This is a genomic window from uncultured Psychroserpens sp. (assembly GCF_947492715.1).
Classification (GTDB): domain Bacteria; phylum Bacteroidota; class Bacteroidia; order Flavobacteriales; family Flavobacteriaceae; genus Psychroserpens.
The window spans coordinates 1-26658 of the sequence record NZ_CANLNS010000009.1; the positions used below are offsets into that span (position 1 = coordinate 1).

The following is a 26658-nucleotide window of genomic DNA, read 5'->3' on the forward strand; positions in this document are numbered from 1 at the left end:
ATGAGCAAACGAAAGTTTGCCTATGCAATGTATTACCAGCATATCCAATTGGGATCAGCGCAGCTAATCCTTCAAGGTTGTCGAAGCTTGCTTCAGTAAATTTGTACGATAGTATTATAATTTCTTTATAAGAAAATGTAATAATAGTGATGTTAAATGCGTTAATTTTATGAGATTTTTGATTCTTCAAACAACAAATCCAAAACATTTTATTTAAATTCGTCATTGTAAAGATTTCAAATTGAGTTAAACAACGTTAAACCTCACGACTCAATTGGGATTTTTATTTTTTAATTACAATTTTTTTATATCTTTAACACTTTAACTAATAAAAATTAAGAACAAGAACGATGAAAAGACTATTTTCTATCTTAGCCATAGCATGTATCATGGCTTTCGGTACTGTTAACGCAAGTACAAATGCTTACACAGTAGAAGCTGCAACTACAGCAGTTACCACTTCATTTCAAGACGAAACTCCAGCAGCAGCTGACGAAGAAAAATCTTTTACGCAAGAAGTAAAAGAACGTTTTATTGAAGGTGGTCCATTTTTTATGGGAATTGTATTGCTATGTTTAATTCTAGGATTAGCTATTGCTATTGAAAGAATTATCTATTTAAATCTTGCAACTACAAATTCGAAGAAATTAACTGCTAATGTTGAAGACGCTCTTAATTCGGGTGGAATTGAAGCAGCAAAAGAAGTTTGTAGAAACACAAAAGGTCCTGTTGCATCTATATTCTATCAAGGATTAGACAGAGCAGATGAAGATATTGATGCTGCTGAAAAAGCTGTTGTAGCTTATGGTGGTGTTCAAATGGGACAATTAGAAAAGAATGTATCTTGGATTTCATTATTTATCGCATTAGCACCAATGCTTGGTTTCATGGGAACTGTACTTGGTATGATTGATGCCTTTGATAAAATTGAAGCTGCAGGTGACATGAACCCTTCATTAGTAGCAGGTGGTATTAAAGTAGCCTTATTAACAACAGTATTTGGTCTGATTGTTGCTATTATATTACAAATCTTTTACAATTACATTATCTCGAAAATTGATAGCATCGTTAACGATATGGAAGATGCATCTATCTCACTAATGGATTTATTAGTAAGACATAAGAAATAAGAAACCAATTATTAAATCGAACATAATATGAATATTCAAAAAATAATCAAAATTGTTGCTTTAGTAATAGGTCTAATCGCAGTATTCTTCCTAGTAAGAATTATGATGTTAGGTGATGAAGCTATTGAAACAGTGCCAGATAACCAAGCTGTATTAGGTTGGTTTGCAAATTTGGCCTATGTAGTTTTAGGAATTGCGACAGTATCTGCAGTTGTATTTAGTTTAGTAAACTTAGTAAGTAGTCCAGATAAACTTAAAAAATCTTTAATCTCTGTAGGCGTTTTTGTAGCTGTTTTGGCAGTTGCATGGTTTGCGTCATCTGGAGTTGAAAGAGCATTGGACGACGGTAAAATATTAACTGCTGGTGAATCTCAAATGATTGAAGCAGGAATCAAGGCATTTTATATTTTAATTCTATTAGCAGCAGGCTTAATGTTGTTCTTTGGAGTTAAAAAGATGCTAAGTAAATAAAACAAATTATGGCAAAACGATCAGCACCAGAAGTTAATGCAGGATCTATGGCAGATATTGCATTCTTACTTCTTATATTTTTCTTGGTAACGACAACGATTCCTAAAGATTCTGGAATTAATCGTAAGCTCCCTCCAATTGAGGAAAACGATGAAGATGTTATTATTAAGCAAAAGAATATTTTTACTGTTTTAATTAATGGTAAAGATCAATTATTAGTTGAAGATGAACTAATGGAGCTTAAAGATTTAAGAGCAGCGGCTATTGAGTTTTTAGATAATGGAGGTGATGGTTCTTGTGATTACTGTAATGGAAAGAAAGATCCAGCATCATCAGATAATCCAGATAAGGCCATTATTTCATTAAAGAACGAGAGAGAAACGTCGTATAAACAGTATATTTCGGTTCAAAATGAATTGGTAGCGGCTTATAATGAATTACGTAACAGAAGAGCAAAATTAATAGGACCTAGAAGAGGATTTCCAGATATGGATTTTGTGAAGATGGAAGAGAATTTTAAAGACGCTAAGTTCACTGGTAATAGAGAGAAACTAAAAGAGATTATTGAGGAAATTAGAACAGAATATCCAGAAAAGCTCTCTGAAGTTTACACTAAATAAAACACAAGAAAATGTCTAAATTTAAAAATAAAAAAGACGATGCTTTACCAGCGGTAAACACAGCATCTTTGCCAGATATTGTTTTTATGTTGTTATTTTTCTTCATGGTTGTAACAGTTATGAGAGAAGATACATTACTCATTGAAAACAAATTGCCATTGGCCGATCAGGTAGAAAAATTGGAAAAGAAATATCCAATTAGTTATATCTATGCAGGTAGCCCAACAGCCTCTTTTCAAGAACGATATGGAAAAGAAGCGCGTTTACAACTTAACGATAAATTTGCTGAAATTGGCGAAATAGAATCTTTTATTAATGCCGAAAGATTGGCTATAAGAGAGGAGTTGAGAGATTACTTAACGGTATCATTAAAAGTTGATAGCGAAGCAAATATGGGTATTGTTGGTGATATTAAGCAAGAACTTAGAGAGGCTAATGCCCTTAAAATTAATTATGCAACAGGTTCTGGTAGTGCATTAGACAACTAACTACGAGCCTATTAATTATAAAAAAAAGCATCCATTTAATGGATGCTTTTTTTATTCCATCTACTCAAAATTTTTTACAGACTATTGAGTTATATTTGTATCATGAAGCAGGTTTTATATTTAATAATTTTACTAATGTGTATGCAGTCACTGGACGCTCAAGAAGTGATTTCAAGTGAAAACGCATCAGACTCTATCGTCGATAAGAAATACAGAGAGGATCAATTTTATATTTCTGTAACCTACAACCTGCTTGGAAAAAAACTCGATGGTGTTTCTCAAAATGGATTTTCGAGCGGATTTCACTTTGGGTTTATTAGGGATATGCCCATTAATGTAAAGCGTAACAAGGCCATAGGTTTGGGCTTAGGTTTATCAACAAACTCCTATAATCAAACCCTACTTATTGCTGAAAATAATGGCAGCTTTAATTATTCTATATTAGATGATGACGAGACATCGTTTAGTAAGAATAAATTCACAACCTATCTCATTGAAGTGCCTTTAGAATTTAGATGGCGAACGTCAACACCAACCAATTACGATTTTTGGAGAATATATGCAGGTATTAAATTTGGCTATGTTGTATATAGTTCCTCTAAATTTAATGGAGAACCTAATGATATTCAATTGACTAATATTGATGATTTTAATAGGATTCAATATGGTCTAACACTGAGTGCTGGATATTCTAATGTGAGTTTTCATTTGTATTACTTACTCAATCCCATTTTTGATTCTAATGCTAAACTCAGCACTACTGGTCAGTCCATTGAGATGAATGCCATTAAGATTGGACTTATATTTTATATTCTTTAAAAATGTAAAGTTAAATCCAATAATTTAACAAGAGTAATTGTGGTAATAAGCCCACAAAAAAACCTACAATTAATTCTGAAGGTGTATGAGCTTTTAGATGTAATCTTGAGGTTGCAATTGCCCCTAAAATGATACACATTAAAGCAATAGTGCCATTAATGTTTATCTTGAAATGAATGGCTACAGCAATGGCGAACATAAAAAAACCTGCGGAGGCTATCATATGAATACTAGCTTTGAATTTCAATAAAACAAGAACAAGACAAGTGATTGTTGAAATAAGAATACCCATAAAAAAGAAGTATAATTCGGGTAATTCATCAAGAGGTAATACTCTAATCAGAACAAGTGCAATGATAAAACTATTAATGATAAGCGGAATTCTACGTTCTGAAACATGCTCTAAGTGAAAAGATTCTACCTTCCTGAGTGTTTTTAAGAGGTAAAATAATAGAATAGGTAAAACAATGGTGAGAATAGTAATAGAAAATACTTTCGCCTTCATTCTAGGTTCAGGAACAAAGCGTGGTGTTTTTGAGAAATAAAATACAACACCCAATAACGGCATCAATAATGGATGAAAAATATAAGATATACTTTTTAGAAATTGATCTGAAATGCGTGTCGTAAGCTGTTTACCTTCAATCATATTTTCTTACGTAATCTCGCTACTGGAATATCTAACTGCTCGCGATATTTAGCAACAGTTCGGCGAGCTATCGGATAGCCTTTTTCCTTAAGAATAGTTGCTAATTTTTCATCGGTTAATGGCTTTTTCTTGTCTTCCTCTTCAATAACTGTTTCTAGTATTTTTTTAATCTCACGAGTTGATACCTCTTCACCTTGATCATTGGTCATAGATTCACTAAAAAATTCTTTAATGAGTTTTGTTCCATAAGGTGTATCTACATATTTACTATTGGCGACACGCGAAACTGTAGATACGTCCATATCAATCTCATCGGCAATGTCTTTTAAAATCATTGGCTTTAACTTGCGTTCATCGCCTGTAAGGAAGTATTCTTTTTGATAATGCATGATAGCACTCATCGTAACAAAAAGAGTCTGTTGACGCTGTTTAATAGCTTCAATAAACCATTTAGCAGCATCCAGTTTTTGTTTGATAAATAATACGGCGTCTTTTTGAGATTTACTTTTGTCTTTAGATTCTTTATAGCCTTTCATCATGTTGCTATACTCTCGAGACACATGCAGTTCTGGCGCATTTCTGCCATTAAGCGTTAATTCTAGTTCGCCATCTACAATTTTAATTGCAAAATCAGGAACGACATGCTCAACTATCTTATTGTTTCCAGCGTAAGAACCACCTGGTTTTGGGTTAAGGCGCTCTATTTCTTCTATTGCATCTCTTAATTGAACTTCAGTGATGTCAAATTTTTGAAGTAATTTTTTATAATGCTTCTTTGTAAATTGATCAAAGGCTTTATCGATAATAGCGATAGCAAGCTCAACATCTGGATGTTTATCTTTTCGGTGTAATTGAATACTTAAACACTCTTGGAGGTTTCTAGCACCAACACCAGCTGGATCTAATTGATGGACCTTAAGCAATACTTTTTCAATAGTTTCTTCGGTAGTAAATACATTTTGAGTAAAGGCCAAATCATCCATAATATCGCTCAATGAACGTCTTATATAACCACTTTCATCAACACTTCCAACCAAAAACTCTGCTATTTCTCGCTGCTCATCACTAAGCCTAAATGTATTTAGTTGATTTCTCAAATGCTGCGTAAATGATGTTCCTGCAGCATAAGGGACATTTTTTTCTTCATCATCAACGCTATAATTATTGGCCTGTGTACGATACTCAGGAATGTCATCATCACTCAAATATTCGTCAATGTTGATGTCTTCTGTGTTGATGGTTTCGTTGTCATCATACTCATCGCCTGAGTTGTCAAATTCATCAAACTTGTCTTCATCTTTAGAATCTTTCCCTGTATCCAAGGCAGGATTCTCTTCTAATTCTTGTTTTATACGTTGCTCAAATGCTTGTGTAGGCAGCTGTATCAACTTCATAAGCTGAATTTGTTGTGGGGACAACTTTTGAGATAATTTAAATTGTAAATATTGTTTGAGCATAATCTAAATTTGGTACAAAGTAAAGTTAAAAAAACTATTGATAATTGCTTGCAAAAACAGTGCCCTTTTATAATAATTTAAAAGACCTACCAGATTTTAAATCTAATAGGTCTTATAAATAAATTTATATACTGTGATTTAATTAAAACTCGGCATTTTGAGGAGTTCTAGGATAAGGAATAACATCTCTAATATTTCCCATTCCGGTAGTGAACATAACCAAACGCTCAAAACCTAATCCAAATCCAGAATGAACAGCTGTTCCGTATTTACGCAAGTCTAAATACCACCACAATTCTTCTTCTGGAATATCTAGTGCTTTCATTTTTTCTTTTAAAACCTCCAAACGTTCTTCTCGTTGTGAACCTCCAACCATTTCTCCAATCCCTGGGAATAAGATATCCATAGCACGAACCGTTTTTCCATCTTCATTTAAGCGCATATAAAATGCTTTTATATTAGCTGGATAATCAAACAAAATTACTGGACATTTGAAGTGTTTTTCAACTAAGAAACGTTCATGCTCACTCTGTAAATCTGCACCCCATTCTTCAATAATATATTTGAATTTCTTTTTCTTATTGGGTTTACAGTTTCTTAATATATCAATAGCTTCCGTATAGCTAACACGTTTAAAATTATTGTCTACAACAAACTTTATTTTTTCAATCAAACTCATTTCTGAGCGTTCGGCCTGAGGTTTGGTTTTTTCTTCGTTGAGTAAACGTGTTTCTAAAAACTCAAGGTCTTCTCGATTGTGTTCTAAAACATAACTCAATACCGATTTCATGAAATCTTCAGCCAAATCCATATTTCCAGCTAAATCCATAAAAGCCACTTCTGGCTCAATCATCCAAAATTCTGCTAAATGACGAGTAGTATTAGAGTTTTCAGCTCTAAACGTTGGTCCAAAAGTATATACCTTTCCAAGAGACATAGCATAAGTTTCTGCTTCTAATTGCCCAGAAACTGTTAAGTTAGTTTCCTTTCCAAAGAAATCTTGCTTGTAATCAACATGGCCTTCATCATCCAAAGGAGGATTTTTAGCATCGAGACTGGATACGCTAAACATTTCACCAGCACCTTCGGCGTCACTTCCAGTAATAATTGGTGTATGCATGTAGTAGAACCCATTCTCATTAAAGTACTTATGTACGGCAAAAGACAATGAAGAACGCAAACGCATAACAGCGCTAAATGTATTGGTTCTTGTACGTAAATGTGCATTTTCTCTTAAGAATTCGAAGGTGTGTTTCTTGGGTTGAATTGGGTATTCATCAGGATCAGAATCACCTAAAATAACAATAGACGACACTTGTATTTCTACTTTTTGCCCTTTTCCTTGACTTTCAACTAGGTCACCTTTAATATGAACTGCAGCGCCTGTTGTAATGCGCTTTAATAAGGCTTCATCGGTATTTTCAAAATCAACTACACACTGTATATTATTTATCGTCGAACCGTCATTTAAAGCAATAAAACGATTGGCTCTAAATGTTCTAACCCAACCTTTAATTTCTATAGGCTGAAATGTAATATCTTGTGTTAATAGTTGTGAAACTGTATAGCTCATTATTCTGAAATTTTATGCAAATATAATTGTTATAGGTTTAATTCTCTTCGGAAGTTTCATCTTCCTCTGGGATAATATTTATTGAAGGCTTTCGCATCACTTCCTTATTAGCAATGCTACGTTCAAGAGATAATAGTAATGACGGAAGTAAAAGTAAATTGGATAGCATAGCAAACAATAAGGTCGCAGATACTAAGGCGCCCAGAGCCACAGTGCCTCCAAAACTTGATGTTGTAAATACGATAAAACCAAAGAACAATACTATAGAGGTGTAGAACATGCTCACACCTGTTTCACGTAATGCTCTATAGACCGATTTGCGTATTTTCCAATGGTTTGCTTGAAGTTCTTGTCTGTACTTCGCTAAAAAATGAATGGTATCATCAACAGATATACCAAAGGCAATACTAAATACTAAGATTGTCGATGGTTTAATAGGAACGCCTAAATACCCCATTAATCCAGCTGTTATGACTAGTGGCAGTACGTTAGGGATTAATGAAACGATAATCATTCTAACAGATCTAAACATATAAGCCATGAATATTGAAATCAAAATAATGGCAAGCGACAACGATATGGCTAGGTTTTTCACTAAGTATTTTGTGCCTTTCTGAAATACTAAAGCCTTTCCAGTCATGGTTACATTATAACGATCTTTGGGCTGAAATACCTTATCAATTTTATTCTGAAGATCTTCCTGAATACGCTCCATTTTATCAGTGCCAATATCTTTCATGAACGTCGTAATTCTGGCATATTGCCCAGTACTGTCTACAAAGTTTTTTAAGAGATCAACATCTGAAGATGAGTTTTTAATATAGGAAGAAATAAAAAGTTGTTCTTGACTAGTAGGTAACTGATAGTATTTAGGGTTACCATTAGTGTAAGCTTGTTTGCTATATTTTACAAGGCTAACTACAGAAATTGGTCGAGATAGTTCTGGAGTTTCATCAATGAGGTCTTCAATTTGCTCCATTTTTTTCAGCGTACTCAATTTCATAACCCCTTTTTTACGCTTGGTATCTATCATAATTTCAAGAGGCATAATTCCATTAAATTCCTCTTCAAAAAATCTAATGTCTTTAAAAAAAGCCTCTTCTTTTGGCATGTCTTCTATAAGACTACCCGAGATTTCTATTTTATATATTCCAATAATACTGGCAATAATAAGTACTAAAGACGTCACATAAATGGCAATTTTTTGCTCTCTTACCATACGCTCAATCCAATTTACAAAACCACCAATCCAGCGTTTATTTAAATGTTCGAGGTGACGATCTTTTGGATAAGGTAAAAACGTATAAATTATTGGAATTACTAAGAGGCATAGTATAAAAATTGCAAGAATACTTAACGATGCAACAATACCAAACTCTTTCAAAAGTTTACTTTCAGTTAAAATAAAGGTTGCAAATCCAGATGCTGTAGTGACATTAGTCATGAGCGTTGCATTACCAATTTTCGTAATTACACGCTGTAAAGATTTTACCTTATTACCATGGAGTTTTACTTCATGCTGATATTTGTTAATAAGAAATATACAGTTAGGAATTCCAATAACGATAATTAATGGAGGTATTAATGCAGTAAGTACTGTAATCTCATAGTTTAGCAATCCTAAAATTCCAAATGTCCACATGACGCCCACGCAAACAACAATTAGCGAAATGAATGTTGCTCTAAAAGATCTAAAAAAGAAAAAGAAAATAAGTGAGGTAACACCTAACGCAAGCCCAATAAAAAGCCCGATTTCATCTACAATATTTTGAGAATTTAACGTACGTATGTAGGGCATACCTGAAATTCTTACATCCAGGTCGTTGGCATCTCTAAAGGCTTTGATTTTTTTATCTAGCGTGAGCATGATAAAATCTTTCCTTGCAGCCGTATTTACGATGTCTTTTTTTAGATAAATAGCTGTTCTAATGGTTCCAGTCTCAGTATTAAAGAGGAAGTTGTCATAGAACGGATATTTTTCAAAAAGCTCAGTTTTTAATAGGTTAATTTGTTCTTGAGACGAAACAGAATCTTTGATAAAAGGAACAAGGTCAAACTTTTCGGCCTCATTATTTTTCAGAAGTTTTTGAAGGTCTTTAATAGACACTACGGTCTCTACTTCGTCATAGGCTTTAAAATCTTCAGAAAGTTGGTTCCAAGCATTTAACTTTTCAACGGTGAAAAGCGTAGAATCTTTAACCCCCAGAACAATTAAGTTTCCTTCTTCTCCGAACACATCAAGAAACTTGTTGTAGGTTATATTAACCTCATGGTCATCAGGAAGTAAATTAGCTTCGGTATAGGTAAAACGCATGTTATTCCACTGCGAACTAAAGAAAATAGTAGCCAGAATAATGGTAATAAGAATACCAATTTTGTTTCGCAAAATTAGTCGCGCAACAACTTCCCAAAAATCCTTCGTAAACAATTTAAACATGTGCTTTATAAAAGAAGCGCAAAGTTAGGAAAAACCTAGTGATTGTGTGTAAAAAATAAGATTTATTAACACTCCTTTTTTTTTTGAAAATATCTAGAAATATTATTCTGGATTTAACATTTCGATATTAGAATAATAGTGTAAATATCTATAACTTGAAATAAAAATTAAATTGTATAGGGTTTACTTTTATAAATCACGGATTTTAGTGTTGTTTTTACTGTTGCTCACAACGAATTTGTTGGCGCAAACCAGTAAATCATACACGCATAATTCGTTGGCAGAAAAAGTTTACTTACAACTAGATAATACCGTTTACACCACTGACAAAACCATATGGTTTAAAGCTATTCTCATTAATGCTGGAACTCATCAGACAGCTTATTCCAGTGGTGTTTTATACGTTGACTTAATAGATTCAAAACAGCACATTGTTAATTCTAAACTCATTAAAATTAAAGATGGTATAGGTAATGGTCATTTTGAATTAGATAGAAGCTATAAGCCAGGAATGTATTTGATTAGAGCTTATACCGAATGGAATAAAAATTTCAATTCAGATTTTATTTATGAAAGGGAAATTCAAATATTTTCTGAAAATAAAAACGATAAGTATCATAAGCCAATTGAAAATATTAGACGAGTAGATAGTCATGCCATCACTCAAAGGTTTAAAGCCAATTTGTATCCAAAGCTAATTGACCCAGAGCATAAGAAAAATTTAATGGTTTTTGTAGCTCAAGATGGTCAAGTAGATACGCTTGTTTCAAAGAGAGGTAAAGACGATAGCTATGTTTTAGAATATGAAATTTCAAATCAATCCAAGCATGTAGAGTTAAGTTTTTTAACTGATAATAAACGTTCATATACAACGACGTTTTCAACACAATTAGGCTTTATAGATTTACAATTTTTTCCTGAAAGTGGAAACCTTATAAGTGGTTTGTCCAATAGAGTAGGTTTCAAGGCAATTGGAGCAGACGGTAGAGGTGTTTTTGTTGAAGGACATGTTTTGAATGAAACTAATGAAATTATAACATCCTTTAAGAGCAACACGTTGGGAATGGGAAGTTTTATGTTGGACAACGTAGATAGCGCTACACAATATAAGGTGCAACTCAAGTCCGATAATAATGTTTTAGAAAACGTATATTATTTACCACCAGCTGTGCAATTAGGTTATCTGATAAACGTGATTTCTAAAAACGATAAAATCTATGTAGCCGCTAAAACTAACATTAAAGGCAACAATTCAATAGTTTTGAAAGGAATGTCTCGCGGGTTTGAGTATTTGAAACAAGAGGCTACTTTAATTAATGGTAGTTTTATTTATGTATTTCCAAAGGCATTATTTCCTGAAGGTATTATTGCTTTTACATTGTTTGATAATACAAATGTACCTGTGGCAGAACGTTTGTTTTTCAATCATGATATAAGTAAACGGCTAATGGTTAATGCGACATTTGAACAAAAAAGTAGATACCAGAGAGATAAAATAGATTTAAGTATTTCCACTCAAATACCAGATAAAATTTCTGTTGGTGCCAATGTCTCGGTGTTAGTTTTAAATAAAGAAAACCTAGATAGTAACCATCAAAATATACGATCTTATTTTTTATTGAGTTCTGATTTGAAAGGCCCTATAGAAAATCCAGGATTCTATTTTCAGGATGGGCACATTGAAGATATTGATTTTTTGATGTTAACTCAGGGCTGGCGCAGATACAAATACCATGACGCTATAAGGAAATTGAATTATAAACTCGAAAAAAACTTAAATGTTTCTGGAATAGTAACGCCTAAAAACTCCAAAAATAAAAACAGTCCTATTGAATTGATGTTAATGACTTTTGATAAACAACGCTCGGTTTATACAACAGATGTTGTGGCTCCTGGAAGTTTTGAGTTTCAACTAAATGATATATACGGAAAGGAGCAGGAAATTGTAATTCAAGCTCTTGATAATACCGAAACAGATAAGAGTGATTATAATATAACTTTAAATAAGAAAACAGAACTTCCAGTTGACTTTGTTATAAATACTATAAGTGGAGTCAAGGATAGTTTAGTGCAAAAGATTGTAGAAAAAAATAGAGAATTTAAAAGCAAACAAGAACAATACTACTTTAATACGTTTGGCACAACCAAATTAGATGAAATTGTTATCAATGGCTATAAGATGACACCCATGAGAAAAAAGATGGCTGACAATTATGGAAACCCAAATGCGGTAATTGACGGCAAAGCTCTAAGAGCAGCAGAAAGCGAACTATCAACAGGTCTTTTTAGTGTGCTTTTTAGTAGTAGTTTCAGAGATAAGATTATTATCACCAGAGGCGTTACAGGAGATCTCAGTGCAAAAACAGCTAAAGGAGGAAGAGGTCATGTGACCTTATTTGTTGTAGATGGAGAGCCAGTGACCGAAGTCAATATGCCAATGCTTCAATATTTGTTGGTAGATGAGATTACGAGTGTTGAGGTTATTAATAATGCAAAAAAATTAAAAAAATTATACAGCATTGTCATGTCTGCACCTCCTCCACAAGGTCGTTTTGAGGGCAGTATTATAGCCATTTATACGCGTTCTGGTAGAGGTTTATTTGGTGCTATTAGAACTTCAGAAGAGAAATTAGAGTTAAATGCGATACCTGTGTTTTCTATTGAAAAAGAATTTTATGTGCCTAAACACGATTCTAATCATGTCTATGATTTGTCTGTTCCTGATTTTCGATCTACGATATTCTGGGAACCACAGTTAATAATAGATGATAAAGGAGTCCAAAATCTTAGTTATTATCATTCAGATAATGTAGGAACATTTCAAATTATTATCGAAGCCATTTCTAAAACAGGCGAAATAGGATATCAGGTCCTTAGTTATACTGTCGAAGAGCGCACTAATTGATCTATAGACTCACATTAAAGGTGAACTTGGCTGCAAAATTATCGGCCCATGATGGCAGGTGATATCCGCCATAACGATACGCGAAACTTAAACCAAAACCAAAGAGTAGTTTGTTAAGTTCTATTCCTGCTTCAGAGTATCCTTTAGATAACGTATTAAATTCGATACTTTCATGACGATTAATGTTTTTCATGTCACCAATAGCAAATCTAGAAATAAGGACGAGTTGTGGTCTATAGCGTTCAGTAATTTTAAAAGGCCGGACAAAGTGTTTTAGTTGCAGTGTGGTAAAACGATCAGAAAAGAACTCATTAAAATACATCGTTTCAAAACTGTTGATTCCTGCTACCGAAAAGCGTTGTAGAACGGTTTCTTTGGTAATATTATTTGGGTAGGCATGATATAGATGTGTTAAAGGTGTGTTGCCTAAAGCAAGTCCAGATGTTAAAATAGCTTCGGTAAATACCTTGTCGTTAAAAATAAAGCGATGTACTGTTCTAAAATCGGTTTTAAAAAAATTAAAATCTCCTTTAAGAACATTCCTAAAACCTTGAGTGAATTGAAGTGAAAATTTCGGATAGCCACTTTTAACTTCTTTTACTTGACCATTGTCTTTTTCAAAATCACTAAATGGGCTCCATTGTAAGGATACTTTCGCTGTACTTAAATCAAAGGTCTCATAAGATGTATCGTCAATTGTATAGAAATAGTTGTAGGTTGGGTTTATTTTACTAATTGCAAATTGGGTTTCAGATAACAAATGATTTGAGAACTGATGTTCAACAGAAATAGATTTTGTTATGTGCTTATGGAAGAGGTCAATATTAAGTAATCTTGGTTCAAAAAAGGAGAAAAAACGTTTATCGGTTAAAAACGTAGAACTGCCCGTTTCTTGAAGGTCATCGATATATGTTAAGTTAATCCATGTATTTGTCGCTTCATTTACTCTAAATCCGCCACCAATTTTATACTTGAAACGATGATCTCTAAAACCATAAACAACATAGCTGTTTATGCGATATTTTTTAGAAAAGCCACTATTTGTTTCACCACCTAAACCAGTTCTAAATCCTTCATATTGATTAAATTTTATAAGATATTTTAGATCTATGTTGAGGAATTTAGTTGGAAAAAATCCGTTACCTAGTTGCTTTAAGAATTCTCTTTTATTTAAAGAATCATTTTGAACCTTGGTCGAATCGTTTTCTGGAATTGGATGTTGTGAATATAATGCACAAGTAAAGAGCATAAATAAAATTAAGCAATAAGTCTTATGCATGTAATGATGAATAAATTTAAATTAATAAAAAAAGCGACGTTAGGTTAGTCGCTTTTTGAGTTTTATACTGTCATGATTTCATTTTCCTTGACTTCAAACGTATTGTCTGCTTGTTTAACGAATTTGTCTGTCATTTGTTGTATATCAATTTCGGCATTTTTTTTCTGATCTTCAGAAACATCATCAAGTCCCTTAATCTCATTATTGGCATCTTTACGCGCATTTCTAATACCTACTTTTGCATCTTCAGCTTCTGCTTTTGCTTGTTTTGATAATTCACGTCTACGCTCCTCTGTTAAAGGAGGAACATTGATAATGATACTTTCACCATTACTCATTGGGTTAAATCCTAAGTTGGCGATCATAATGCCACGTTCAATTTCTTGAAGCATACTTTTCTCCCAAGGTTGAACAGTAATTGTTCTACCATCGGGTGTATTAACATTAGCCACCTGACTTAAAGGTGTTTGTGCACCATAATAATCTACTGTAACACTTCCCAACATGGCAGGACTTGCTTTTCCAGCTCGAATATTACCAAATTGCTTTTCCAGATGCTTAATAGCATTATCCATAGCTTCTTGAGCCGTATCTAATATAAATTTTATGTCTTCGTTCATAATTTAAAAACTTTAATCTGTAAAAGGCTTAACAAAAAATGAGCCAAAATTATAAATTAACTTTAGTACCAATATTTTCTCCAGAAACTACTTTAAGTAAATTCCCTTTTTTATTCATATCAAAAACGATGATCGGTAATTTGTTTTCCTGACTTAATGTAAAAGCTGTTGTGTCCATAACTTTAAGTCCTTTTCTCAATACATCATCAAAGGTAATGTGATCAAACTTTATTGCATCTGCATTTTTTTCTGGATCGTCATTATAAATACCATCTACGCGAGTTCCTTTTAAAATAACATCAGCTTCAATTTCAATTGCGCGTAAAACAGCTGCCGAATCTGTCGTAAAATATGGATTTCCTGTTCCTCCACCAAAAATCACAACACGACCTTTATTGAGGTGACTCATTGCTTTTCTTCTAATAAAAGGCTCAGCAACCTCGTTGATTTTAATAGCCGTTTGTAGGCGTGTTTTTACGCCAGCATCCTCCAATGCATTTTGTAAAGCCAAACCATTAATAACGGTAGCAAGCATTCCCATATGATCACCTTGAACGCGATCCATGCCATTCATTGCGCCAGCAACACCTCTAAAAATATTTCCACCACCAATAACAATGGCAACTTCAACATCTAAGTCTGTTATTTCTTTGATATCTTTGGCATATTCTGCTAAGCGTTCGGGGTCAATACCATATTGACGAGAGCCCATAAGAGCTTCACCAGATAATTTAAGTAGGATTCTTTTGTACTTCATTATTTACATTGAAAGTTTAGCAAATATAATCATTATCTTTTTTTAGTAAAGTAGAAACTTATAAATAAAAAAAACCACTACTCTGTGTTAAAGTGTAGTGGTTTTTTTATGAGGTTCTTGTTTTTCTAGGAATAAATTATCCTACTGTAGCACGTTTAAATCCAGTAACAGAAACGTCACCATAAGATTCAACATACTGAGCAACAGTTTTCTTTTCGTCTTTAATAAACTTTTGATCTAATAAACATTGTTCTTGATCTAAAGTCGTGTTATCAGAAATAAAACGCTCCATTTTACCTGGTAAGATTCTATCCCAGATTTGTTCTGGTTTACCTTCTGCTTTCAATTCTGCTTTTGCAGCTTCTTCAGCTTGTGCTAAAACTTCAGGAGTTAACTGAGCCATAGAGATGTACTGTGGTACATTCTTTAAAGTCTTACCTAAACGTCCTAATTCAATATTATCTTTTTCGATAACAGCAATTCTAGCTTCAGTTTCAGAAGCAACATATGCAGGATCAAAATCTTTATAAGATAATGTTGTAGCTCCCATTGAAGCAACTTGCATAGCAACATCTTTAACTAATACCTCTACATTGTCAACCTTTGCAGATAATCCTACTAAGGCAGCAATCTTGTTGATATGAACATACTGTCCAACGTAAGGTGCATCTAATTTTTCAAATGCTGTAATGTCTAATTTCTCTCCAATAACTCCAGTTTGTTCTGTTAACTTTTCTGCAACAGTCATTCCTCCAAAGTCAGCAGCTAAAAATTCTTCTTTAGTATTGTAGTTTAATGCAACATCTGCCAATTCGTTAGCTAATGCTACGAAATTTTCGTTTTTTCCAACGAAATCAGTTTCACATCCTAATACGATAGCAACACCTGATGTGTTGTCTGCATTAATTTTTGCGATTGCAGCACCTTCAGATGAATCTCTATCAGCTCTTTTTTCTGCAACTTTTTGTCCTTTTTTACGAAGTACTTCAATGGCTTTGTCAAAATCGCCTCCAGCTTCAACTAAGGCTTTTTTACAATCCATCATACCAGCTCCGGTAGCTTGTCTTAATTTATTTACTTCTGCAGCTGTAATTTTTACAGTATTTTCCATTGTTTATAAAAATTTAAAAAAGTCGTTTAATTTATATTTCCTAATGAAAACAATTAAACGACTTAATTATATTGTGTAATTGTTTTATTTATTCTTCTTCGTTAGCGGCAACTGGTGCAGCTACTTTTGGTTCGGCTTTTTTCTCAGCCTTTTTCTCAACTTTTACTTCTTTTTTTGCTGCTGGTGCTTTGTCGTTTTTAGCAGCATCTCTTTCTGCTTTGTCAGATTTTCTTTCAGCTAAACCATCTGCAACTGCCGACGTTACTACTGATAAAATTTTGTTGATTGACTTTGACGCATCATCATTAGCAGGAATCAAGTAATCTACTTCACGAGGATCAGAGTTTGTATCTACCATTGCGAAGATTGGAATGTTTAATTTCTGTGCTTCTTTGATAGCAATGTGCTCACGCTTGATATCTACAACAAATAAAGCACCTGGTAAACGTGTCATGTCAGAGATAGAACCTAAGTTCTTTTCTAATTTTGCTCTTTGACGATCTACTTGTAAACGCTCTTTTTTAGATAATGAGTTGAATGTTCCATCTTTCTTCATACGATCAATCATAGCCATTTTTTTAACGGCTTTTCTAATTGTAACGAAGTTAGTTAACATTCCACCTGGCCATCTTTCTGTAATGTAAGGCATGTTTACAGCGCCTGCTTTTTCAGCAACGATGTCTTTAGCTTGCTTTTTTGTAGCAACAAATAAGATTTTCTTTCCAGAAGCTGCAATCTTGTGAAGGGCTTCAGAAGTTTCTTCAATTTTTGCTGCTGTTTTGTAAAGGTTGATGATATGGATACCGTTACGTTCCATATAAATGTAAGGAGCCATGTTTGGATCCCATTTTCTTGTCAAGTGACCAAAGTGTACACCTGCTTCAAGTAAGTCTTTTACTTCTACTTTTTCCATTTTGTAATAGTTTACGTTCTGTTAAATTAGCAATGGTTGAGTGGTTGCTTTTCGCTCGCCTTAACCATTTAGATGCTAAACTGTACCTGAACTCGTTTCAGGATTTTTTTAATTGTTACTGAATAAAAATTCAGCGGTTTTAATTTAAAGCTGTTCTGACGATTAACCATCAGAACAGCTTTGAGATTTTTATATTCCGAAGAAAATTCAGAATAATAAAAAAGGATAGGATTAACGTTTCGAGAATTGGAACTTTTTCCTTGCTTTCTTCTGACCGAACTTCTTACGTTCAACCATACGAGGATCTCTAGTTAATAATCCTTCTGGCTTTAATATTAGTCTGTTTTCTGCATCAAGTTCGCACATTGCACGAGATAATGCTAAACGGATCGCTTCGGCTTGACCTGTAATGCCACCACCATAAACGTTTACTGTAATATCAAAGTTGCCATCGTTGTTAGTCATAGCTAAAGGTTGGTTTACTTTATACTGCAATGTTGCAGTAGGAAAATAAACCGCCATGTCTTTTTTGTTTACCGTGATCTTGCCTTTTCCTTTAGCAAGGTACACACGAGCAACAGCCGTCTTTCTACGACCGATTTTGTGAATTACTTCCATTAGTTAACTTTGTTTAAGTCGATTGCTTTTGGCTTTTGAGCTTCATGTTTGTGCTCAGAACCAACAACAACATTTAAATTACGGAATAAATCTGCACCTAATTTGTTTTTAGGGAGCATTCCTTTTACTGATTTTTCCACGATTCTTGCAGGATCTTTTCCAAACAATTCATTCGCAGTTAAACTTCTTTGACCACCTGGATACCCTGTGTGACGAATGTACGTTTTGTCATTCCACTTGTTTCCTGATAAGTTGATTTTTTCAGCGTTGATAACAATTACGTTATCTCCACAATCAACATGTGGTGTGAAGTTAGGCTTGTGTTTACCTCTTAAAAGTATTGCTACTTTAGAAGCTAAACGACCTAGCGTTTGATTCTCAGCGTCAACTAAAACCCACTCTTTATTAACAGTAGCTTTGTTTGCTGAAATCGTTTTGTAGCTTAATGTGTCCACACTTATTAATTTTGTTATTAAACATTCCTCTCTTAAAAAAGAGTTTGCAAATTTACGATTAAATATTTGATTACCAAATCCTATTTAGCCAATATTTTGAGAGGGATTAAAAATAGTTTTATTTTTGTATTGGCTTGATAGATACCTTATTCGTTAAAATTTTCTGAAACCTGATGATTTAATGCAACAAAGGCTTTAAATTGAAGTCTTTAGAATAAAGACTAATCAATCAAATCAATGAAAATCTCTACACTAATCACTGCATGTTTCATTTGCAGTTCACTAACCATTTTTGCTCAAAACGAACCATCCAATACCAAAAGAGTCTATACAACCTCGGCTATTAAAGATTTAGACGCACCTACTATTGATGGTGTTTTAGATGAAGACGCTTGGAATATTGTAGAATGGACTTCAGACTATACAGAATTTCAGCCCGATGTTGGAACACCACCAACAGAGCAAACAAAAATGAAAATCATTTATGATGATAAAAACCTCTATGTCGCATTTAAATGCTATCAAGCCGATCCTAGTACCATAGAAAAACGTATGGGACGCCGTGATGATTTCCCAGGAGATTGGGTTGAAATCAATCTTGGAAGTTATAATGATGATCGAACGGGTTTTTCGTTTACCATTTCAGCATCTGGGGTAAAAGGTGATGAATTTATATCTGATAATGGAAATTTTGATGGCAGTTGGAATCCTATATGGTATGCTGATACAAAAATTGATGATGATGGTTGGACTGCCGAAATACGAATTCCTTTAAGTCAGTTGCGTTTTGGAGATCTTGAAGATCAGGTTTGGGGCTTACAATCAACGCGACGTTATTTTAATAATGAAGAGCGATCAACATGGCAACCTCTACCTGCAAACCCTCCAGGATGGGTAAGTGAGTTTGGTGAACTACGTGGACTTGTGGGTTTAAAACCTCAAAAACAATTGGAAATTCAACCCTATACTGTTGTGCAATTAGATACCTATCAAGCCGAAGCAGGAAATCCTTTTAGAGACGGAAGTGATACCAAACTTACGGGCGGATTGGATGCCAAAATTGGTATTACAAACGACCTTACGGTTGATTTGACAATTAATCCAGATTTCGGACAAGTAGATGCAGATCCTGGAGCCATTGCATTAGATGGTTTTGAGATTTTCTTTCAGGAACGACGACCATTTTTTGTAGAGAATAAAAATGTTTTTGATTTTAGAGTGGGAGGCGGAAGAGATAATGTATTCTTCTCAAGACGTATTGGCCGAACACCTCAAGGCTTTACAACGGCCGATGGTAGTTTGGGTGAATATGAGGACATACCAAATTTTACAACAATTCTTGGTGCAGCAAAATTTAGCGGTAAGACGAAAAATGGTTGGGCTATTGGCCTTTTAGAAAGTATTACAGCTAAAGAGTATGCCGAGATTGAACTAGATGATCGTGAGGATGTTATCAATAGCTTGCCCGAAGTTGGTGAACGACGTGAGGAACTCGTCGAACCATTTACTAATTATTTAGTGGCAAGAGCGCAGAAAGATTTTAATAATCGTAACTCTTATATAGGTGCCATTGTAACATCTACAAACAGAAAGTTGGAAGGGAATTTAGATTTCCTGAGAAAAAGCGCTTATACAGGAGGTGTCGATTTTAGACATAACTGGAAAAACCGCAGGTACTATATTCAAGGGAATCTTACATTGAGTAATGTTAATGGAAGTAAAGAAGCCATCACTAATACGCAAACGTCATTAACACATTTGTTTCAACGATCTGATGCCAGTCATGTGGATGTTGATCTTAACAAAACCTCATTAACAGGTTCAGGTGGACGACTGGAGTTTGGACAACGAGGTAGCGATAAATGGCGTTATACTATTGGCGGAAATTGGAAGTCTCCAGAATTAGAACTCAATGATATTGGGTTTTTAAGACAAGCAGATATCATCTCTCAATATGCTAATGTGAGACGCTTATTTAATAAGCCTACAAGTTGGTTTAGGAGAGCCAATATTGGTTTAGAACAATTTACTCAATATGATTTTGAAGGGAATTATAACAGGGTTCAGTATGAAATGAGCGGAAATATTAACTTCATAAATAACTGGTTTGCCGATTTTGGTGCTGCTCATAAACCGAGAATATACAGTAATACAGTATTGAGAGGAGGTCCAAGATGGCGATGGAATGAAGAGAATTTCTGGTATATGTTTATTGGAACCGATCAACGCAAGAAGCTAAGTACGACTGTTGGTTATGTGAACTCTAGAGCAAAACAAAACAACTTTTCATTGGATCGCTATGAATTAAGATTTAGATACCAGCCTTTAAATTCATTGAGTATGTCTTTAAATTTTCAGTATGAGGAAAATCCGAATAGAACCCAATATGTCACTCAATCTGATTTTAACGGAACACCTCGATATATCTTAGGTGAAATTGATAACGAAAGTTTGAGTGCTACCTTGAGAGTTAACTATAATATCAATCCTAATTTGACCATTCAGTATTATGGACAGCCGTTTATATTTAAAGCGAAGTATTCTAACTTTAATTTTGTGAATAATCCAACAGCCGAAAACATTAACGATCGTGTTACTTGGTATGATTCTAATCAAATTTCTCAAGAAGACGGTTCGTATGTTGTGGATGAAGATGCTAATGGAACTGCAGATTATAGTTTTGGTGACCCTAACTTTGCGTTCGTACAATTTAGATCTAACCTTGTTGTGCGCTGGGAATACATACCAGGTTCAGAGGTTTTCTTAGTATGGTCTCAAGGTATTAACGGACTAGGCGACGTTAATAATTCATTTGGTAGTATAATTGACAATCAAATTTTCAATCAGAAACCAGAAAATACGTTCTTAATAAAAGCGACTTACCGTTTTGTGTTGTAGAAAGGTTACCGAATTCGGGCTTGTAGTTCTGAGATTATGTTTGCATATACGCGAAGCACACGATCCCATTCTCTAAATAGTTGGTCACTCTTTACACTTGTTAATGGTAATCCAGATTGCTCACTTACGAGTTTTACTTTAAATACTGTTGGGTTGTCTCCAGTTTGTTTTACGATAACACGTGTTCTGATAGAGTTTTGCAGGAATGTTTGTAAAGACCAAGCCGTGCGCACATATCCTGTTTCTTTATCGGTCATTTCGATGACATCAAAATGAGATAATATAATTTGATTGATTAATTTCCACGCTTTATCTTTTGAAGTTGAATTACATACTAGTTCGATATCAACATTAGCAATATCTGTTTGAATAGAGGCGTTATAAGCGTCATCCACTCTTAACTCTAGATAATATGATTTAGGTGGACGTGGCATGTTTTTACGATTGCAGAATTCAATTTTTTCAGTCAGAAAACCTATTTTTTTTACAATAACCGTAATACAATCTTTTGAGGGTACTACAAGTTCCATACTACCTTTGCCTAAAAGTTTGCCGTTCACATGTATTTCTGCATCTGTTTCAGAACAACCGAAATCGATTTTCTTTTTACCAAAAAGAGCAGTGCCATTTTTATGTGAACTTGCGTAATTAGACGATATTCCGAAGGAAAAACATAATAGAAAGAGTAAAGATTGTTTAGTCATGACTATAGGATTTTATGGTTGATTATTGTCAACCAAATTATAATCTATAAGTCTGAGATGAAATACCTAATTGTAGGTATGCGCTTTTATAAATTTTTTAAAGCGTAATTTACCAAACCAGTATTGCTCTTTATGCCTAGTTTTTTATGTATGTTTTTTCGATGAGTGTCTATAGTGTATTTGCTCAGTTTTAAATGTTTTGCCATTTGCAACGATGTTCTTCCTTTTACAATGAGCTCTAGAATCTCGGTCTCACGCTTAGTTAATAGTTGGTCATTTGGAATTAAATTTTCCTTATGAAACCAATCTTGAATGTCTTTTGGTAGATTCTTACTAAAGAAATAATGGCCTTTCATAACAGTATGAATGGCTAAATGGAGCTCAGATTTATCTATATTTTTTGTTACGTAGCCTTTAGCTCCAGCTTCTAACATTTCAATTACATCAATAGTTTGATCAAACATGCTTAGAGCCAGAACTTTAAGTTTTGAATAATCTTTAGAGACCGTTTTGGTTAAACTAATACCATCCATAATTGGCATTCTAATATCAGTAAGAATGATATCTGGTAGAATACCATGCTTTAAAAGTTTTAAAACCTCAAGTCCATTGTTAGCCTCTGCAATAATGTCTATGTCAAAAGATTTTGATAGAATAGACTTTATACCATCTATAAAAAGTTGATGATCATCTGCTATGATAATTTTAATAGTCATAACGGAATGTTTAAAATAACTGTTGTACCGTTTCCTTCAGAGGTGTCTATTACAAATTCACCTTCAATTTTTTCAATGCGTTGTTCAATATTTATGAGTCCGATTCCAGATTTAGAAGCGTTGAGATTAAACCCTTTACCGTTATCTTCAACCATAATGGTTAGCATATTGTCTTGTTCAGAGAATTGGATGATAGCCTCATTAGCTTTCGAATGTTTGATGATGTTAGTTAATAGCTCTTGAATAATTCTAAAGATTTGAATTTCTAAAGTGTTTTCAATGCGTTTGTTTACATCAATATTTATAACTTTTATGTCAATTTTTTTTGACTTTGAAATTTGTTTTGCGATAACTTTTGTCGAAGGAATCAATCCTTTATTTATTTGTGCACCGAAATTCTTATTTTTTGAAATATTTCGAATTTCATTATAAGTATCGTTCATTAATTTTTTAAGTCTATTGTAAAACCCTGAAAAATCCTCCTTGTCATCATAGCTCTCAAGATATAATTTAAGCGTTGCAACTTTACTCCCTAAATTGTCGTGTAAATCGGCAGCCATTTTTGATCGTTCTAATTCTTGAGCATCTAATATGGCGTCAATACCTTCTAGTTCTTGAGATTTTAAAAGTTGGTTGAAATCTTGTTCCTGAATCGTTAAGTTTTGCCCCATAATAATACGTTTACGTTTAGAATTTTTCTGTAAAAAGTAAATGAGTAATAGCATGAATACTAATGCCGATAAAGCAGCTATTAGAAAATTTCTATTTTGTTTTCTTTTGTAATTGGCTTCAAGATTATCAGTTTGGAGTTGCAAAATCTCTTTTTCTTTCTTTTCCGTTTCATATTTGGTTTGAACTTCCATAAAGTTTTTCTGACTTTCAGAATTCAGGATGCTATCATTTAGCAGGTTCGATTTTTCCGAATATTCTAGTGCCTTGTTCATTTGCCCCAAACCTTTATATGCCTCTCGCAAGTTGTTATATACAAAAACCAGTTGTTTGCCTTTAATTTGTCGAGCTGCTTTATTAAAATAACTTATGGCTGTTGGATAGTCCTTATTTTTTAAATGGATATAGCCCAAGTTACTTTGTGCTATTTCAATACCAGATTTAAGGTTGAGTTCATTTTTAAGTGCTAAAGTTTTTTCAAGATATTGCTTCGCTTTTTCTGAGTCTTTGTTTAGATAAAGATCACCAAGGTTATTATATATAATTGATAATGATCGCTTATCACCAAGTTTGGTTGCTAATTGCTCGGCTTTAGCGTTGTAATCAATAGCTTTTAAAGTGTCACCATTCTTATAATACTGTGTGGCTAAATTAGGCAATGTAATGAGCCTAAATTGTGTCTGTTTTAAATTTTCAAAAATCTGAAGTGCCTTTTCACTGTACTCAATAGCTTTTGGAAAAAGCTCTAACTCGGCAAAAGCACTTGCAATGTTACTATAGCATTTTGCTGCATTTAAAGAATCATTGGTTTTTTCAAAAAAACTGGCACTCTCTGTTAATATAGATACGGTTTTATTATAATCACCTTGACGCAGTTTAATGGCGCCAAGACTAATATTTACAACAGCTACGCGCTTGTCATCATTTAATTTTTGAAGCAGTCTTTTAGTGGTTTCAAAATAGTATACAGCAGAATCTAACTGTGCTGTAAAAAACTGAAAACGTCCTAGTTGATTGTTAGTTTCTGCTAATAGAGAATCGTTTAGTTTGTATTGAAAAGCCTTTTGAGCAAATACTTTTCCTTTATTAAGATCTATACGTTCATGAAGTTTTGCGAGTATTAAATTGGCTTTGGCAACTTCATAAGCATTATGTGAAGATTGGGTAATCGTTTTAAGACTGTCAATTTCTGTGTTTTGAGCACTTAGAAAGAAAGACATAACATAAATTATGACGACTAGGTTTTTCATGAATCAATTAATAGCTGTTTTAAAGTTACTAAATATTTTATGTATGATTGAGACCTGCTCTTGGCTATTGTTTCAAAAGTAGGTACTCATGATTCAAATTTATATACCTAACATTAGGTATATGAAATACAGATGTCTGCCTATAACTTTGTTTTGAACCTTAAACTAAACACTCATGAAAATTAAACTTTTAATGTTGTTGCCATTATTTATACTCCTTCAAGTAGGTGGGTGTAGCGATGATGACAGCGCTGACGATACAGGTAATAATTTTATCAATTTTCTTGGAACTACCAATGATGGGAATGGCGGTTGTAATGTACAATCTGATGATGGTCTTGATGTTAGCTGCACATATACAGCATTTTATCAAAGAGATGGTCTGTCGTATACAATTGCAGTAACTCATAATGGTGAATGCAGAACGGCAACGTTTAATATGAGAGACAATTTAGATCAACCGAGTCACGCTTATTTCCTTTTACAAGTAGCATCAAATGGCGTCGCAATAGATAATTATTTAGGTTTCTCAGGAACTGTAGACCTTGTTGATACTGGGGTAAGTTCGAGCATAAGATTTAATGGTACAGTCGTCAATACTGTCACTGGAGAAGAAGAGGCTATAGAAGGCTTTGTGCAATGTCCAATATAAAGAAATTACTATGAAAGCTATTAAATGTGTTATAATGATATGTTCGTTTTTTTGCATGGTATCATGTGAAGATGAGATTAGAGATTTGCTTGACGATCCAGAAATAGATATTAACGCAAGTTTTGTGATACCTATTACTGTGGATGTAGAGGGTTTAAATAACCCTAATCAGCAAATAACCTTTAGTGAATTAGGGGTCTATGACCTTTTAAGTAATCCACAAATTGCTGAAGAAGTTGGAGAGGCTGATCGTATAGAACGAGTTGTCGTTAATTCTATCACTTACGAGTTTAAGAATTTTAGTGGCAATGTAGATGCTGATGTTGGGGGCTTATTGTTGTTTATCGTGAATTCTGAAGCAGAGTCATTTAATTTGCAAACCGTAAATGCCGCCGAATCTGATTTGTTTGAGACTGTATATAATTTGCCAGGAAATTTTGAAATAATAAGTGACAAAATAACCGAAACCAAAACTGTTTTTTTTAATTATAATGGAAACGCAACGCACAATCCGGTTGCTTTTACATTACAAGTAATTATTAATGCTACAGTTACATTAAGATTAAATATTAATGATTTATAAGATGAAGACACTAAATTTATTTTCCTTCTTTTTCTGTTTTGTAATATATTACAATAATGCGCAGTCTGATTTTTTAGGACTTGTTAGTATTGATCATGGCATTGCTCATTATAGTTACTATGATTCAGATAAGAGAGCCCCAAAATTGATAAAGGTTGATGCCCAAGGAGGTGTCATAGAAACTTATTTAAAGCTAGACGATGGCTGTATTGAAAACTACCGTTTTACATGGAAGTTCAATAAAAATGTGAGTAAGTTGGTTCTTGGTGAAGAAGTATTAGGAACTATATCTGGACAGCGCATGTCTGGGAGTTGTTATAATAATACGGCCTACATAACGATATCTGGTTCAAATAATGGATCTACTTTATTAGGTAATACACGTCCGGCTTATGGCAGCCTATCTGCGTATGCCAGTAGGGCTCATGCCATAAATCGCAATAACAATAACCAGAGCAACCCACTTAGCATCGAAATAAAAAGATCCAGTGTGCCCGATGAAGGTTACTTTACAATTAGAATTGCTTCAACTACAGATGCGAGTAATAAAGATGTATTTGATTATGAGATTAGATATAATTACAAAAAGAACTTTACACAAACTAATGAAAATAGAACTGTAAATTGCTTTGGACTTTATGATTTTGGGGTCACCATTGGTATGTTGGAATATGGTTCACTTAAAAATGACAAACCTTCATTTTTAGTAGGTATTATAGATAATTCAATTGCTTTGGCTAAAGGCGTTGGATGTATAGATACAAGTTATTTGGAAAGTTTAAAGTCTAGACTGTCTGTAGCATCAAGTTCGAAATTGTTTTATGCTGAAATTAGCAGTTACCGACAAAGGTTACCAGCTGAAATTTTATCTAATTGTAATTAAA

25 protein-coding genes are annotated in these 26658 nt (G+C 33.7%); 10 read left to right on the top strand and 15 right to left on the bottom strand.

The features are described 5' to 3' along the window. Positions 1 to 226: hypothetical protein (locus Q0787_RS17575; protein WP_298904334.1), on the bottom strand; the 226-nt coding region annotated here is incomplete at its 3' end. Positions 227 to 350: 124 nt separating this feature from the next. On the opposite strand from Q0787_RS17575, the gene Q0787_RS17580 reads away from it, so the two are divergent. The 5 genes from Q0787_RS17580 (at position 351) to Q0787_RS17600 (ending at position 3528) form a co-directional block, all read left to right on the top strand. Continuing rightward, complete coding sequence (locus Q0787_RS17580; protein WP_298904335.1) at positions 351 to 1130, top strand: MotA/TolQ/ExbB proton channel family protein; 780 nt, start codon at positions 351 to 353, stop codon at positions 1128 to 1130. 27 nt (positions 1131 to 1157) lie between these two features. Next, entirely contained in the window at positions 1158 to 1601 is a 444-nt protein-coding gene (locus Q0787_RS17585) for a hypothetical protein (RefSeq protein WP_298904337.1), read from the top strand. Between the two features lie 8 nt (positions 1602 to 1609). Then, positions 1610 to 2221 (top strand): biopolymer transporter ExbD, encoded by a 612-nt coding sequence (locus Q0787_RS17590; protein ID WP_298904339.1) that lies wholly within the window; start codon positions 1610 to 1612, stop codon positions 2219 to 2221. 11 nt (positions 2222 to 2232) lie between these two features. Beyond that, positions 2233 to 2709 carry a biopolymer transporter ExbD gene (locus Q0787_RS17595; RefSeq protein ID WP_298904341.1) on the top strand — a complete coding sequence of 159 codons (477 nt, stop codon included), beginning with the start codon at positions 2233 to 2235 and terminating at the stop codon, positions 2707 to 2709. A 141-nt stretch (positions 2710 to 2850) separates the two neighbouring features. Further along, on the top strand, positions 2851 to 3528 hold the full coding sequence (locus Q0787_RS17600) for a porin family protein (protein ID WP_298904343.1): 678 nt from the start codon (positions 2851 to 2853) through the stop codon (positions 3526 to 3528). Positions 3529 to 3538: 10 nt separating this feature from the next. Here the strand turns inward: Q0787_RS17600 and Q0787_RS17605 are convergent, their stop codons facing one another. The 4 genes from Q0787_RS17605 to Q0787_RS17620 form a co-directional block, all read right to left on the bottom strand. Then, positions 3539 to 4177, bottom strand: coding sequence for a hypothetical protein (locus Q0787_RS17605; protein WP_298904345.1), 639 nt, complete (start codon positions 4175 to 4177; stop codon positions 3539 to 3541). Further along, positions 4174 to 5634 (bottom strand): RNA polymerase factor sigma-54, encoded by a 1461-nt coding sequence (rpoN, locus tag Q0787_RS17610; protein ID WP_298904352.1) that lies wholly within the window; start codon positions 5632 to 5634, stop codon positions 4174 to 4176. Before rpoN ends, Q0787_RS17605 begins: the two co-directional genes overlap by 4 nt. A 142-nt stretch (positions 5635 to 5776) precedes the next feature. Beyond that, positions 5777 to 7210: an asparagine--tRNA ligase gene (gene asnS, locus Q0787_RS17615; protein WP_298904505.1), complete on the bottom strand. Its 1434-nt coding sequence runs from the start codon at positions 7208 to 7210 to the stop codon at positions 5777 to 5779. 34 nt (positions 7211 to 7244) lie between these two features. Beyond that, on the bottom strand, positions 7245 to 9644 hold the full coding sequence (locus tag Q0787_RS17620; protein WP_298904354.1) for an efflux RND transporter permease subunit: 2400 nt from the start codon (positions 9642 to 9644) through the stop codon (positions 7245 to 7247). A 277-nt stretch (positions 9645 to 9921) separates the two neighbouring features. Here Q0787_RS17620 and Q0787_RS17625 point away from each other — a divergent pair, with 277 nt between their 5' ends. Next, entirely contained in the window at positions 9922 to 12549 is a 2628-nt protein-coding gene (locus Q0787_RS17625; RefSeq protein WP_298904356.1) for a hypothetical protein, read from the top strand. 1 nt (position 12550) lies between these two features. Here Q0787_RS17625 and Q0787_RS17630 read toward each other — a convergent pair whose 3' ends face one another. The 7 genes from Q0787_RS17630 to rplM all read right to left on the bottom strand — a co-directional run bounded on the left by Q0787_RS17630 (position 12551) and on the right by rplM (position 18302). Next, positions 12551 to 13798 (bottom strand): DUF5686 family protein, encoded by a 1248-nt coding sequence (locus Q0787_RS17630; RefSeq protein ID WP_298904358.1) that lies wholly within the window; start codon positions 13796 to 13798, stop codon positions 12551 to 12553. A 92-nt stretch (positions 13799 to 13890) separates the two neighbouring features. Continuing rightward, a complete protein-coding gene (gene frr, locus Q0787_RS17635) occupies positions 13891 to 14448 on the bottom strand; it encodes a ribosome recycling factor (protein ID WP_298904360.1) in 558 nt (185 codons plus the stop codon). A gap of 49 nt (positions 14449 to 14497) precedes the next feature. Then, the gene (gene pyrH / locus Q0787_RS17640) at positions 14498 to 15205 is read right to left on the bottom strand and encodes a UMP kinase (protein WP_298904362.1); all 708 of its coding nucleotides are present in this window, start codon (positions 15203 to 15205) and stop codon (positions 14498 to 14500) included. A 136-nt stretch (positions 15206 to 15341) separates the two neighbouring features. Continuing rightward, a complete protein-coding gene (gene tsf / locus Q0787_RS17645; RefSeq protein WP_298904365.1) occupies positions 15342 to 16316 on the bottom strand; it encodes a translation elongation factor Ts in 975 nt (324 codons plus the stop codon). Positions 16317 to 16404: 88 nt separating this feature from the next. Continuing rightward, complete coding sequence (gene rpsB / locus Q0787_RS17650) at positions 16405 to 17229, bottom strand: 30S ribosomal protein S2 (RefSeq protein WP_298904366.1); 825 nt, start codon at positions 17227 to 17229, stop codon at positions 16405 to 16407. Positions 17230 to 17460: 231 nt separating this feature from the next. Then, a complete protein-coding gene (gene rpsI / locus Q0787_RS17655; protein WP_298904368.1) occupies positions 17461 to 17847 on the bottom strand; it encodes a 30S ribosomal protein S9 in 387 nt (128 codons plus the stop codon). Next, positions 17847 to 18302: a 50S ribosomal protein L13 gene (gene rplM / locus Q0787_RS17660; protein WP_230934935.1), complete on the bottom strand. Its 456-nt coding sequence runs from the start codon at positions 18300 to 18302 to the stop codon at positions 17847 to 17849. Before rplM ends, rpsI begins: the two co-directional genes overlap by 1 nt. Positions 18303 to 18539: 237 nt before the next feature. On the opposite strand from rplM, the gene Q0787_RS17665 reads away from it, so the two are divergent. Next, the gene (locus Q0787_RS17665) at positions 18540 to 21200 is read left to right on the top strand and encodes a DUF5916 domain-containing protein (protein WP_298904369.1); all 2661 of its coding nucleotides are present in this window, start codon (positions 18540 to 18542) and stop codon (positions 21198 to 21200) included. Positions 21201 to 21205: 5 nt separating this feature from the next. Here the strand turns inward: Q0787_RS17665 and Q0787_RS17670 are convergent, their stop codons facing one another. The 3 genes from Q0787_RS17670 to Q0787_RS17680 form a co-directional block, all read right to left on the bottom strand. After that, positions 21206 to 21904, bottom strand: a complete 699-nt coding sequence (locus Q0787_RS17670; protein ID WP_298904371.1) for a hypothetical protein — start codon at positions 21902 to 21904, stop codon at positions 21206 to 21208. Positions 21905 to 21990: 86 nt separating this feature from the next. Further along, positions 21991 to 22620, bottom strand: a complete 630-nt coding sequence (locus tag Q0787_RS17675) for a response regulator transcription factor (RefSeq protein ID WP_298904373.1) — start codon at positions 22618 to 22620, stop codon at positions 21991 to 21993. Beyond that, the gene (locus tag Q0787_RS17680) at positions 22617 to 24539 is read right to left on the bottom strand and encodes a sensor histidine kinase (RefSeq protein ID WP_298904375.1); all 1923 of its coding nucleotides are present in this window, start codon (positions 24537 to 24539) and stop codon (positions 22617 to 22619) included. Before Q0787_RS17680 ends, Q0787_RS17675 begins: the two co-directional genes overlap by 4 nt. A 175-nt stretch (positions 24540 to 24714) precedes the next feature. On the opposite strand from Q0787_RS17680, the gene Q0787_RS17685 reads away from it, so the two are divergent. From Q0787_RS17685 to Q0787_RS17695, 3 genes are read left to right on the top strand one after another with little or no spacing between them, the layout of a single operon-like run. After that, positions 24715 to 25191: a hypothetical protein gene (locus tag Q0787_RS17685; protein WP_298904376.1), complete on the top strand. Its 477-nt coding sequence runs from the start codon at positions 24715 to 24717 to the stop codon at positions 25189 to 25191. A gap of 10 nt (positions 25192 to 25201) precedes the next feature. Continuing rightward, positions 25202 to 25774, top strand: coding sequence for a hypothetical protein (locus Q0787_RS17690; protein ID WP_298904378.1), 573 nt, complete (start codon positions 25202 to 25204; stop codon positions 25772 to 25774). A 1-nt stretch (position 25775) separates the two neighbouring features. Further along, positions 25776 to 26657 (top strand): hypothetical protein, encoded by an 882-nt coding sequence (locus Q0787_RS17695; RefSeq protein WP_298904379.1) that lies wholly within the window; start codon positions 25776 to 25778, stop codon positions 26655 to 26657. Position 26658: the final 1 nt, after the last annotated feature.

What these genes read in the sequence shown, in the direction of transcription:
- Q0787_RS17580 (WP_298904335.1), top strand. Translation starts at nt 351, where the DNA reads ATGAAAAGACTATTTTCTATCTTAGCCATAGCATGTATCATGGCTTTC.
- Q0787_RS17605 (WP_298904345.1), bottom strand. Translation starts at nt 4,177, where the DNA reads ATGATTGAAGGTAAACAGCTTACGACACGCATTTCAGATCAATTTCTA.
- frr (WP_298904360.1), bottom strand. Translation starts at nt 14,448, where the DNA reads ATGAACGAAGACATAAAATTTATATTAGATACGGCTCAAGAAGCTATG.
- Q0787_RS17695 (WP_298904379.1), top strand. Translation starts at nt 25,776, where the DNA reads ATGAAGACACTAAATTTATTTTCCTTCTTTTTCTGTTTTGTAATATAT.
- rpsB (WP_298904366.1), bottom strand. Translation starts at nt 17,229, where the DNA reads ATGGAAAAAGTAGAAGTAAAAGACTTACTTGAAGCAGGTGTACACTTT.
- Q0787_RS17585 (WP_298904337.1), top strand. Translation starts at nt 1,158, where the DNA reads ATGAATATTCAAAAAATAATCAAAATTGTTGCTTTAGTAATAGGTCTA.
- Q0787_RS17670 (WP_298904371.1), bottom strand. Translation starts at nt 21,904, where the DNA reads ATGACTAAACAATCTTTACTCTTTCTATTATGTTTTTCCTTCGGAATA.
- Q0787_RS17600 (WP_298904343.1), top strand. Translation starts at nt 2,851, where the DNA reads ATGCAGTCACTGGACGCTCAAGAAGTGATTTCAAGTGAAAACGCATCA.
- Q0787_RS17595 (WP_298904341.1), top strand. Translation starts at nt 2,233, where the DNA reads ATGTCTAAATTTAAAAATAAAAAAGACGATGCTTTACCAGCGGTAAAC.
- Q0787_RS17590 (WP_298904339.1), top strand. Translation starts at nt 1,610, where the DNA reads ATGGCAAAACGATCAGCACCAGAAGTTAATGCAGGATCTATGGCAGAT.
- rpoN (WP_298904352.1), bottom strand. Translation starts at nt 5,634, where the DNA reads ATGCTCAAACAATATTTACAATTTAAATTATCTCAAAAGTTGTCCCCA.
- Q0787_RS17665 (WP_298904369.1), top strand. Translation starts at nt 18,540, where the DNA reads ATGAAAATCTCTACACTAATCACTGCATGTTTCATTTGCAGTTCACTA.
- Q0787_RS17675 (WP_298904373.1), bottom strand. Translation starts at nt 22,620, where the DNA reads ATGACTATTAAAATTATCATAGCAGATGATCATCAACTTTTTATAGAT.
- pyrH (WP_298904362.1), bottom strand. Translation starts at nt 15,205, where the DNA reads ATGAAGTACAAAAGAATCCTACTTAAATTATCTGGTGAAGCTCTTATG.
- Q0787_RS17690 (WP_298904378.1), top strand. Translation starts at nt 25,202, where the DNA reads ATGAAAGCTATTAAATGTGTTATAATGATATGTTCGTTTTTTTGCATG.
- rpsI (WP_298904368.1), bottom strand. Translation starts at nt 17,847, where the DNA reads ATGGAAGTAATTCACAAAATCGGTCGTAGAAAGACGGCTGTTGCTCGT.
- Q0787_RS17685 (WP_298904376.1), top strand. Translation starts at nt 24,715, where the DNA reads ATGAAAATTAAACTTTTAATGTTGTTGCCATTATTTATACTCCTTCAA.
- Q0787_RS17630 (WP_298904358.1), bottom strand. Translation starts at nt 13,798, where the DNA reads ATGCTCTTTACTTGTGCATTATATTCACAACATCCAATTCCAGAAAAC.
- Q0787_RS17680 (WP_298904375.1), bottom strand. Translation starts at nt 24,539, where the DNA reads ATGAAAAACCTAGTCGTCATAATTTATGTTATGTCTTTCTTTCTAAGT.
- tsf (WP_298904365.1), bottom strand. Translation starts at nt 16,316, where the DNA reads ATGGAAAATACTGTAAAAATTACAGCTGCAGAAGTAAATAAATTAAGA.
- Q0787_RS17620 (WP_298904354.1), bottom strand. Translation starts at nt 9,644, where the DNA reads ATGTTTAAATTGTTTACGAAGGATTTTTGGGAAGTTGTTGCGCGACTA.